This window comes from Candidatus Accumulibacter meliphilus (genome assembly GCF_036625345.1).
Lineage (GTDB): Bacteria > Pseudomonadota > Gammaproteobacteria > Burkholderiales > Rhodocyclaceae > Accumulibacter > Accumulibacter meliphilus.
In genome coordinates, this window is record NZ_JAZKTZ010000024.1 from 17259 (window position 1) to 27122 (window position 9864).

The window sequence follows — 9864 nt, forward strand, 5'->3', positions numbered from 1 at the left end:
GCGTTCCGGCTCCGACCCAAGCGCATGCACGCACGCCCGGGGTTATTGAGGAGTTACAGCGCCAGATGGTGTGCAGGTGTTCGGGTAGGACGACCATGGCCAGGAGGTCGAAGGGATGGGCTTGTTTGACTGATCTTGTCACCGTCCGTAGTTCGTCGATGTGTCCTACCAGGGTGTCGGTATGGCGGTCGGCCAGGTTTACGGTGAAGAAATAAGTTCCTCCTGCCGCGGTGGCTCGCCGGTAGCGCATGGTTCGGGTGACTTGGTGTGAGTTGTTTTGGCGTTGGGTGTTGGGCTTCGTTCCTCAGCCCAACCTACGCGGGCTTCGGCGGACGGTGGCGGACCTTGCTATTGTCCCTCGACAGGAATCGAACGCACGCTCATAAGCGCCTATTCTAGGGAAATTTGGATTCGTCAGGTGCTGAGATACCCCAAAAGATACCCCAGTTAAACGAGGCTGGCGCGAGCGCACACATGGTTGTATGCCGTTGCGCTTGGGTACCGGGACAGCACGTTCGACGACAACGGACCAGAAACCAGTGTCATGCGCGGACGGCTAGGGGCAGCCAAACGTGCGTGCGAGACTTGTCTTGTCACGCGAGGAACGCTCCATGTTGCCTGGGCTACTGCCCGTCGGAAGTTCTGGCCTATTCGTGTGTGAGCAGTGGCGGAGTATGGCCAGCCGGTTAGCTAACTGCGGCGTCGATTTCAAAATCCTATGAGGAGGAGTGCCACTGGCAAAGCGGCGGTGTAGATCCTTGCGCGACACGTCAGACCCAACATGTGTTGCGAGGAATGTCTGAAGTGTTCGTGTGGATCCGACCGACTCGATCGATTTGAGCGAGTTTTTGCTCGCAGCAAATAGCTCGCTTACGGCGTGAATCGCCATTCGGCACAGTCAGAGTCTCGCGGCAAGTTCGCCCGTGGCTGCGACAGCAGCGCCTTTCATCGCTACGTTTTCAGCCCCCACCTCCGACGCATCGCTTGCTTCGGCGACTAGCTCGCCGGCGCCTTCCTTCCGCCGTGCCGCCAGCACCGCGCGCGTGGCCATCTGCCGGATCTGCCCCGCCAGCCGCAAAATCCGCCGCTTCCATTCATAGACCCCGCGCGCGTATTGGCTGTCGGTGATGACGCATGACAGCCAGAGCGCATCCAGGTGGGTCATCATCCCGTCGAACTCGCGGATGATCGCCAGGTTCTTTATCGACCGCGGCGAGGTGATCTGCACATCGATGGTCTTGGCGCTGGTGTAGCCGATCGCCGTCTCGATGCCATTGCCCTCGGCCACTTCCTTCAGCCGCAGCGACTCCTTGCGAATCTCCTCCAGGGTCTGGTCGATCTGAGTATCGACCAGGGCATCGACTTCCTGCGCCTGTTCTTCGCTCCCAATGAATCGCAACACCACGCTCAACGAGAACAGCGCGTTGGCGCACATCTCGTAGCCACGGTCGAAGATCTGCTGCGCGTGCAGTGAATTGAGCAAGGCCTTCTGCGTCAGGAAGGGCCGGCTGTTGTCCTGCCGGACCGATGGAATGTGCGTCGAATCGTTCCTCTGTCGCTGTGCCATCTGCCGTCTCCCGGAGTGTCGATCAAGCCCAGCGTATCGCTTGCACTGCGAGCGCGACCTTCGAAAAGCGCCCAGAAGCGACGCATTTCAAACTCCTGCGAGGACCGTGGCGGCAGAGAATTCAGCCATCTCTCGTTCCGTCTATGACGATCGAAGTGAAGGTAGCTGGCCTTCTTCATAAACAGCATTCTCTCCAACCCCCGGCGGGGTAGCCCCGTCAGGATACGGCGGCGTTCCTGCCTTTCTTGTCAGGAGGCCATATGCCCTCGTTGAACAGAGTCACCCTCATCGGCCATCTCGGCGCCGACCCCGAGGTTCGCTACACGCAGAACCGCGAAGCGATCGCCACGATCCGGATCGCGACGACGGAGATCAGCAAGGACAAGTCATCCGGTGAACGCAAAGAAACCACCGAATGGCACCGCGTGATCTTCTTCAACCGTACGGCCGAAGTCGTCGGCGAGTACCTCAGGAAGGGCTCCCCGATCTACGTCGAGGGTCGCATCCAGACCCGCAAGTGGCGGGACAGCGCAGGTCAGGATCGCTACGTCGTCGAGATTATTGCCAGCCAGATGCAGATGCTCGACGCCCGTCCATCGGCAAAGGACGCCAAAGCATCCGGTTCCATCTCTCGTCGTGCCGACGCGGCCGCGTCCGATCAGGCAATCAGTTCAGCCGTCGACGACGTGCCGGCCATGGAGCCGTTCTGAGCAGGTCGTGACGTCTTTCCCACATCGGGCGGTCATTCTCCCGGGCCGGGAGCCGACCGTCCTCCACCTCAGGAGCTTCGCTCATGGAACGTGTCATTCTCGTCCTCGCCATGCTGGCAGGGCTTCACTTGCTTCTGTCGTTTCTCCGTTGCTCGGCACAAGGCCTCAAGAGCTTCTTGAACCGTAAACCCGAAGCGACGGCAGCGTCCGAGCCGGTGAAGGTCACCAGCACCCATTGGCAGCAATACGACCGACCGGCTTACCAGCGCCGGACCGGGATCGACATCGATTCCGCCAAGAGCGGTGAGGCTTCGTTTGAAGTGATCGCCTGAACGCTCATTCCCCTGCGGGGCATCGCCTCCGCGTCAGGGGAGGGATGCCCTTTTTTCTTTCTAGGAGGCATCTCATGGCACTCGTTCTTCTTTCTTGCTGCATCACCGGCTGGATCATCAGCCGCCCGATTGTTCGCGCGCTGGGGCTCTGACCATGGCTTCTGACCCCGCGCACGATCACGTCGTGCAATCCAATCCGCTTCTCGTTCGACTCTTTTCGGCGCTCTCGATGAATCGTGCCTGTGATCTCCACCAGAGACTCCAGGCAGGACGCACCGACCCGGAAACCCGCCAGATGCTCCGACGGGCTCTGATCCTCTCGAAGCAAGAACAAGCAGCGAACTGAACCACGCCCCGGCTTGCCGGGGCTTTCCCGAGTGCGTTTGCAAAGCGCCCTCCGGAAAGCAGCCTTTGATCGAGCGATTCTTCGCCCGAGCAAGTCGCGGTAGCTGGCCGCACGAAACAAACAGCATTGGCTCATTATGTGTTTCGGGTTGTTAGCTGAGGAGCAACCCCAAGAGGGATTCGAGAAGTCGCTTTCCGCGATTTTTGGCGTTGTGAACGAACTCGAAGAAGCCGAGGTAGAGAGGAAGACTTTCCTGGGAGATCCCGCGGTGAGGCCGCAGCCAGGAGCGCAGCAAGGACCAGAAGCCCTCGATGGTGTTGACGTGAACCTCGTGGAAGCCGTCGCCGTCTTCATCGCGGGCGTACTCGCGGGCGCTGTGGCAGACGGTCTTGTGATTGTAGCCCCACTCAGGCAGGCGGCCGTAGATGTCATACTCGTCGGTCAGCACTAGGGTGCCCGGCGCGATGGTGGCCTGGATCAGCGGTTGTATCATGACTTGGCGGACGTTTTCGAGCATGCGGATGACGACTTGACCGCCGCGCTGGATCATGCCGAAAACCGGAGGCTTCTCCTTGGCAAGCGTGCCGCGACCGCGAGCCCCCTTCAGGCGGTTTCTGCGGCCCTTACGGTGTTTTTTTTACTGCCAAAGGATGCCCCTTGTGCCCTGCCACCACATAGACCTCGTCACACTCAACGGTTCCCTGGAGCGCTGGGGCGGGCTTGCGACTGACTACCCCTTCTCGAAGTTGGGTCGCCATCTTCTGAACGTCGTCCTTGTTGAGGCCCAGTTCCTTGCCGATTTGCGTGTTGGACGAAGCCGCTACGCGGAGGAAACGGCGGCGCTGTAGTCGTGTTGAAGTCAAGATGTCACCTCGCCCCTCATCCGAGGGATGTTCATGATGAATGCGAGGTTACCGCAAGATGGAAGACATATCCGCTGTCGCAACGACGAATTTTGACACGAACTACGAGCTCCACCAGAAGCACCTGACGCTCAAGGGCTTGCAGCCGAAGACGATCGAGGCGTATTCGCGCGCCGTGCGCCGGGTGGGAGACTACTTCGCTCATCAGATCGACGATCTGAGCGAGTCCGACCTGTTGGATTACTTCGCCGACCTGCGTGAGACGCACTCCTGGAGTTCGCTCAAGCTCGATCTGTACGGGCTCAAGTTCTACTACGAGCACGTGCTGAAGAAACCCTGGGTGGCGCCCGGTCTGATCAAACCGCCGCGCTCGCAGCGCCTGCCGGACATCGTCACGGTCGAGGAGACCGAGCGGATTTTTTTGGCCACGCAGGTGCTCAGTTACCGGGTCTTCTTCTTCACCCTCTACAGTCTCGGCCTGCGCCTGGGCGAAGGCTTGCGGCTGACGGTCGCCGACATCGACGGCGCGCGCGGGCGTGTGCATATCCGCGATGCCAAGGGCAACAAGGATCGCCTGGTGCCGCTGCCGACGGCCACCTACCAACTCCTGCGCCGTTTCTGGCAGCGCCACCGTCATCCCGTCCTGCTGTTTCCCAATCGCCGCGGCGGCTCGGCGGGAGCACGCACGGCCAGGACGCCGCTCGACCGCGGCGGCGTTCAGAAAGCACTGAAAGCGGTGGTCGAATCCTGCGGGCTAAAAAAAACATTTCGCCACACAGTTTGCGCCACTATGCCGCGTTCCGGACTATGCCGAGTTTGAGTCTCGACCCTGCCAAGGCTGGTCGATGAGCGCTGGTATGCTCGGCATAGTCTGATCTCCTTCCAGGCCAATACGGCCCTATGGAAGGAGATCGAAATGGAACAGTTCTACAAAGATCCGCATACGCCGGTCCGCATGCGAGAAGGCTTGTTCGGTGCGTATGTCGACGTATTCGCCAGGCAATTGAGCGACGAAGGATATGCCCGGAGTTCAGGCCGTTATGCGCTGCAAGTCGTGGCCGATCTCGGTCACTGGTTGAGTGCGCGCGGAATCGCTGTCCCGCAACTGACCACGAAACACCTTGAACGCTATCTGGATTGCCGATCAAGCCACCGGCACCGCAGGTCGGGTGATTCGGCGATCCTGCGACGACTGTTCGCCCTGCTGATCGAGAAAGGCATCGTAGCCCAAGAGCTCAGACCTCCCGGAATCCCCGGCGAACGTGGTCGAATTTTGGACAGTAGGTCGGCGAAGGCCGTCTCATAGCGGAGACTGGCCGACCTCGATGCGCAGCCATTTTCCGCCGGGGATCCTGGCGCCGAGACCAGTGAGCTTACGGCACAGCTGTTCTTGGGCATAACGGCGGGCGGGTTGCTGTAGCGGCTCCAGGCGAACGACCACCCAGTGCTCGTCACTGCGTACCCAGCCATGGCAGTTGAAGATCGCATAGAGCAGGTCCACCCGATCGCTATCCTTGGCATAGCTGTCGTCAAGCCAATCGAGAAGCTGGCGGCGCACGTTCCATACGGAACTCGTGACGAAGTCGAAGAGATTCTTGCCCTCGTTATCGATGGCGTTGAAGGAGCGGTAATCGGACAGCCCCGTGACATTGACGCGCTCGGGCAAGCGAGCCTTGTCGGCCTGGAGTTGTTTGAGTTGCGTTTCGCTCACGGCGATGGCCGCAGCAAGCCGCCGATGCCGACTGTTGTGGCGCTCACTTCCGTCCCGATTGAAGCTGGGTTGAGTCTTGGCCTGTTGCTTGTAAAGCTTGGCGAGATGGCCCTGGGTGCTCGCGATCTGCTGCGCAAGCCCTTTGATCTGGGGATTGGCGATGTCCTGTTTGTCGCTCTCGGCCAAGCCGAAACCCGGATGGTAATGATAGGGATGACGCCCCTTGATGTGTTTGAAAGTGTTCTCCGAGGCGCCCCAGCGACTGAGCATCGCGGTCAGCACCTCTTGCGGCGACCACTGAAGGTCAGCGTCCCAGCAGAGCACGCTGATGCGGTGATTGGTGCGCAAATTCCACAACACCACCCGACGCAGGTCGAAGCTATGCGCCAGCTCGTGCCGGTGCCGGTGCCGGTGCCTGTGCCGGGATCGGGATCGGGATCGGGATCGGGATCGGGATCGGTTTTAGGTGAGTAGACGCACGCCTTGGTCTCTTCGAGCAGGCGATAATCCGTGCCGTTCATCGCTACGCTGTGCGTGAAGTCTGCGGCCGGCAAGGCCATGAGCCGCGCAGGATTGGCGTTCTTCTCCCAAGTGATGAAGGGCGTGCGGCTGCGCACGAGTTCGCTGAAAAAGCCCAGCCCATCGCCCTCACGGTCGAAGACCTGTACCGGCGGGGTTCCCAGGGACTGTTGTCGCGCATACTCGCCAAGCTTCAGAATCTGAGCGCGCAGGTCTCCCTTGCCCTCCTGAATGTCGAAATAGACGATGCGCCCCTGTTCGTCACAAGTGACCAGATTGGTCTGTCCGGGCATCGGCATCCGCCGCTGTGTATTCCAGGCCGCATGCACCTTGTCCTGTCCGGTATAAGGCAAGAGATGACCGTCCGTAAACCACAGCCGGGTGGCGACCAGGCCGCAGCGGATCTGATCGGCAAAAAACGCCTTCAACAGCGCCTCGGCCCGCGACTTGCCGGCGACGTCATGGAACCAGGACCACAGCGTGTCGAGAGCGGGTAGCCGCCCCAAGCCCAGGAGCCGTCCCGCCTCCTCGCGCCGCTCATGTTTGAGCTGCTCGATGGAGCGGATGTTACGCACCGCCATTAGCACGAACACCTGGAAGAGGCGCCAACCGTTGCCGAACAGCTGGGAGAGTCGTTGCATCCACTGCCATTGGCTCATCAGGACCAGCAAGACAGGGAAAATGCCGGCATAGCGGCTGGCTTCCCAGTCATGCTGTTCCGCATAGGGAAGCTCGATCACTGCGGCGGGAACCTGTTCCGGTGAGGCCTGCTCCGCGGCTGTCTGGCGGCTCGGCTGATCGACATGCACGACCTCTTCGAGGGGCGTTTCCTCCAGCGCACAGCGCGCCGCGGCTTCGCCATCCCACGCGAGTTCCTCTTGGGTCACTTCCGCAGTCAGCCTCTTCTCGGCACGCCGCAAAGCTTCGAGTTCGCGGGCCTTGGAGCCGGGGCGGCGTTTGTCAACATTCAGCCGACCTTGCCGTTCTTCGCTCACGCTGCGGCTCGGACTATAGCCATGCAGCAGGCCGGTCACCCCAAAGAGCCGATAGCACTCGCGATAGTTGTGGAGCGTCTGACGACTGAGATTGAGCACCTCGGCCAAGCGCGTCTGGTTCAGCTTCCTCTGTAATAACTCAACCACCAGCAGGCGCCGCTCGGCCTTGTCGGCAAGATTCACCCGTTTGCTCAGACTGCCATGATGATAAAGGTCACCCTGGCTGCGAGGGCCACGCGGAAGGTGCAGACAATAGCCTCTGCCCAAGTCGAAACGGCCTTCCTGCTTAACCGCTGCTTCCAATAACTCGCTCTGCGTCACCCCTCACCCCCACGTCCCCGCTGCCTGACGCGATTCTAGCAAGAGATTTATACTTATTGCACTTCTTATTGCGTATTTACAATAGGCTATAGGCCGTGTTGTCCAATACACGCTTTCCGGTCCCGGCCTGGCGAACGTCCAAAAAACGACGATAACGCCTTTGAATCATGCGGTTAGCGGGGCGTCTGAGTCGAAGTTCCGGGAGGTCTGGAGCTGGAAAGGGAGCGCACGCCGGCCGAACGGTTGGCGCAGGAATTCCGATGCTATCTGGAACAAGAACGCGGATTCGCACCGCCAACGGTGCTCTACCTACCTGGAATTCACCACGCGCTTGCTCGTTCAGTGCTTCGCCGATGGCGAACCACGGCTCGACAGATTTGCGGGCGGCTGATGTGGTGCGCTTTGTCCAGCGGGAAGCGGCTCGCCTTCATTGTCCCAAGCGCGCCAAGATGATGACCACGGCCGTGCGCGCATTCCTGCAATATGCGCGTTACCGAGGCCTCATCACGATTGATCTGCGATCGAGCGTTCCGACGGTGGCCAATTGGTCGATGGCGTCGCTGCCGAAGGCACTGTCGTCGGACGAAGTCGAATGCCTCCTGTCCCACTGCGATCGAGAAACAGCGCTTGGCCGCCGCAATTGGGCCATTCTGCTCTTGCTCGCTCGCTTGGGGCTGCGTGCGGAGAAGTGGTCGCCCTGGTGTTCGAGGATCTCGATTGGGATGCGGGAGAGATCTCTATTCGGGCCAGCGGGACGCGTACGGACCGGCTGCCGATTCCTCAGGATGTCGGCGCGGCATTGGCTGAGTACCTGCATCACTCGCGCCCCGCTTGCTCCTCCAGGCGAGTGTTCATCCGCATGCGAGCGCCGCGCCGCGGATTTGCTGAGTTCGGCAGCCATTTGCACCATCGTCCGTCGCGCGCTGGCTAACGCCGGCCTGAATCCCGCCCACAAGGGCGCGCACCTGCTGCGCCATTCGGTAGCGACTCAGATGCTCCGGCAAGGGGCGTCGCTGACCGAGATTGGTGAGATCCTGCGCCACCGCAACCCGCAGACCACGATGATCTACGCCAAGGTCGATCTGGATTTGCTGCGTCCTTTGGCCCTGCCGTGGCCGGGAGGTGCGCAATGAACCCACTAGCACAAGCAATTGAGGATTACCTGGCCTTGCGACGCAGCTTGGGATTCAAACTGCGCGATGCCGGCATCTGTCTGTCGAAGTTTGCCGCGTTTCTTGAGGAGCGAGGCGCCGCGCACATCACGATACCGCTCGCTCTCGAATGGGCGCAGCAGAATCCATCCGCTGAGCCGTCAACCTGTGCGCAGCGTCTTGGCTATGTGCGCAGTTTTGCGCGTCACTATCAGGCGAGCGACCCGCAAACCGAGATTCCGCCGCCGGATCTACTGCCGTATCGCCCTCGCCGAGCACGACCGTACCTCTACTCTGACGAGGAGGTCGAGCGCCTGCTCCGTGGCGCACTGGCTCTTCAACCTCCCGATGGCTTGCGCCCGTGGACGTTTCACTGTCTGTTCGGCTTGCTCAGCGTCGCCGGCTTGCGGATTGGTGAGGCCATTCGCCTGCAACTCGAAGACGTCGATCTGCAAGAGGGCTTGCTGACGGTTCGCGGCACCAAGTTCGGGAAGTCCCGCCTGGTGCCGATTCATCCATCGACCCAAACGGTGTTGGCGCAGTATCAAGCACGCCGAGAGCGCTTCGTCTGCAGAGCACCCCGCCTCCTCGTACTTCTTCATCACCCGTCGAGGCAATCACCTGGACATCGGCGATATCCACCGCACCTTCTACAAGCTGTCGCGCCAGACCGGTCTGCGCGGCGAGACGGCCAGTCACGGGCCGCGCCTGCATGACTTTCGGCATCGCTTTGCAGTCCAGACGCTGTTGCAATGGTACCGCTCGGGTGAGGACGTCGAGCGACGCTTGCCGGTGCTGTCGACCTACCTCGGACATGTCCATGTCGCCGACACCTACTGGTATCTCAGCGCTTGTCCGGAACTGATGGGGCAGGCGATGGCGCGTCTTGAACAGCGCTGGGAGGAACGGCCATGAACTCAACGGTCAGTTTCCCCGCGCTGTTGCAGGGCTTTCTTTACTCGGCGACTGATGCAGCAACGTCGGGCCAGCCCGCATACGATTGGCTCTTACCGGGACACCTTCCGCCTGCTGCTGCAGTTTGTGCAGGCAAAGCTCGGTCAGCCACCCAGTCAATTGGCATTCGAGCAGATCGACGCCCCGTTGATTGCCGAATTCCTGGAGGATCTGGAGAAGAACCGCGGCAGCACTGCTCGCAGCCGAAATTTGCGACTCACCGCGATCCGCTCCTTCTTTCGTTACGCCTCCTTCGAGGTACCGGAGCACGCGGCCCAGATCCAGCGCGTGCTCGCCATTCCCAGTCAGCGATTTACGCGCCGTCAGGTCGGCTTCCTGACTCGACCGGAAATCGAAGCCTTGCTGGCCGCCCCCGATCAGCGTACGTGCTCCGG

The 9864-nt window shown here is 60.8% G+C and carries 10 protein-coding genes and 3 pseudogenes; 8 read left to right on the forward strand and 5 right to left on the reverse strand.

The window, feature by feature from the left end; translation table 11 throughout:
* Nucleotides 1-61 precede the first annotated feature (61 nt).
* Both V5B40_RS24780 and V5B40_RS24785 read right to left on the reverse strand, forming a co-directional pair.
* Nucleotides 62-250 (reverse strand): annotated as a pseudogene (locus V5B40_RS24780) (REP-associated tyrosine transposase); the annotation flags it as partial.
* A gap of 648 nt (nucleotides 251-898) precedes the next feature.
* The gene (locus tag V5B40_RS24785; RefSeq protein ID WP_332357024.1) at nucleotides 899-1567 is read right to left on the reverse strand and encodes a hypothetical protein; all 669 of its coding nucleotides are present in this window, start codon (nucleotides 1565-1567) and stop codon (nucleotides 899-901) included.
* 260 nt (nucleotides 1568-1827) lie between these two features.
* On the opposite strand from V5B40_RS24785, the gene ssb reads away from it, so the two are divergent.
* Nucleotides 1828-2277 (forward strand): single-stranded DNA-binding protein, encoded by a 450-nt coding sequence (gene ssb / locus V5B40_RS24790; protein WP_332357025.1) that lies wholly within the window; start codon nucleotides 1828-1830, stop codon nucleotides 2275-2277.
* Nucleotides 2278-2360: 83 nt separating this feature from the next.
* The gene (locus V5B40_RS24795) at nucleotides 2361-2609 is read left to right on the forward strand and encodes a hypothetical protein (protein ID WP_291996497.1); all 249 of its coding nucleotides are present in this window, start codon (nucleotides 2361-2363) and stop codon (nucleotides 2607-2609) included.
* Nucleotides 2610-3106: 497 nt separating this feature from the next.
* Here V5B40_RS24795 and V5B40_RS24800 read toward each other — a convergent pair.
* Nucleotides 3107-3767, reverse strand: a pseudogene (locus V5B40_RS24800) (IS1595 family transposase); the annotation flags it as partial.
* Nucleotides 3768-3876: 109 nt separating this feature from the next.
* On the opposite strand from V5B40_RS24800, the gene V5B40_RS24810 reads away from it, so the two are divergent.
* Together V5B40_RS24810 and V5B40_RS24815 are read left to right on the forward strand one after the other, a co-directional pair.
* The gene (locus tag V5B40_RS24810) at nucleotides 3877-4638 is read left to right on the forward strand and encodes a tyrosine-type recombinase/integrase (RefSeq protein ID WP_332357027.1); all 762 of its coding nucleotides are present in this window, start codon (nucleotides 3877-3879) and stop codon (nucleotides 4636-4638) included.
* Nucleotides 4639-4734: 96 nt separating this feature from the next.
* Entirely contained in the window at nucleotides 4735-5124 is a 390-nt protein-coding gene (locus V5B40_RS24815) for a hypothetical protein (protein WP_332357028.1), read from the forward strand.
* Here the strand turns inward: V5B40_RS24815 and V5B40_RS24820 are convergent.
* Nucleotides 5119-5877, reverse strand: coding sequence for a hypothetical protein (locus V5B40_RS24820; RefSeq protein ID WP_332357029.1), 759 nt, complete (start codon nucleotides 5875-5877; stop codon nucleotides 5119-5121). The genes V5B40_RS24815 and V5B40_RS24820 overlap by 6 nt on opposite strands.
* A complete protein-coding gene (locus V5B40_RS24825) occupies nucleotides 5805-7226 on the reverse strand; it encodes a helix-turn-helix domain-containing protein (RefSeq protein WP_332357030.1) in 1422 nt (473 codons plus the stop codon). Before V5B40_RS24825 ends, V5B40_RS24820 begins: the two co-directional genes overlap by 73 nt.
* A gap of 1019 nt (nucleotides 7227-8245) precedes the next feature.
* Here V5B40_RS24825 and V5B40_RS24830 point away from each other — a divergent pair.
* The 4 genes and pseudogenes from V5B40_RS24830 to V5B40_RS24840 all read left to right on the forward strand — a co-directional run.
* The gene (locus tag V5B40_RS24830) at nucleotides 8246-8497 is read left to right on the forward strand and encodes a tyrosine-type recombinase/integrase (RefSeq protein WP_434735916.1); all 252 of its coding nucleotides are present in this window, start codon (nucleotides 8246-8248) and stop codon (nucleotides 8495-8497) included.
* A complete protein-coding gene (locus V5B40_RS24835; RefSeq protein ID WP_434735917.1) occupies nucleotides 8494-9231 on the forward strand; it encodes a tyrosine-type recombinase/integrase in 738 nt (245 codons plus the stop codon). Before V5B40_RS24830 ends, V5B40_RS24835 begins: the two co-directional genes overlap by 4 nt.
* On the forward strand, nucleotides 9116-9430 hold the full coding sequence (locus tag V5B40_RS25385; protein WP_434735918.1) for a hypothetical protein: 315 nt from the start codon (nucleotides 9116-9118) through the stop codon (nucleotides 9428-9430). Before V5B40_RS24835 ends, V5B40_RS25385 begins: the two co-directional genes overlap by 116 nt.
* Nucleotides 9427-9864: pseudogene (locus V5B40_RS24840) on the forward strand (tyrosine-type recombinase/integrase); the annotation flags it as partial. The gene V5B40_RS25385 and the pseudogene V5B40_RS24840, both read left to right, overlap by 4 nt.

Excerpts from the sequence above, each read along its gene's own strand:
- V5B40_RS24785 (WP_332357024.1), bottom strand. The coding sequence starts at position 1,567 with ATGGCACAGCGACAGAGGAACGATTCGACGCACATTCCATCGGTCCGG.
- V5B40_RS24835 (WP_434735917.1), top strand. The coding sequence starts at position 8,494 with ATGAACCCACTAGCACAAGCAATTGAGGATTACCTGGCCTTGCGACGC.
- ssb (WP_332357025.1), top strand. The coding sequence starts at position 1,828 with ATGCCCTCGTTGAACAGAGTCACCCTCATCGGCCATCTCGGCGCCGAC.
- V5B40_RS24815 (WP_332357028.1), top strand. The coding sequence starts at position 4,735 with ATGGAACAGTTCTACAAAGATCCGCATACGCCGGTCCGCATGCGAGAA.
- V5B40_RS24795 (WP_291996497.1), top strand. The coding sequence starts at position 2,361 with ATGGAACGTGTCATTCTCGTCCTCGCCATGCTGGCAGGGCTTCACTTG.
- V5B40_RS24810 (WP_332357027.1), top strand. The coding sequence starts at position 3,877 with ATGGAAGACATATCCGCTGTCGCAACGACGAATTTTGACACGAACTAC.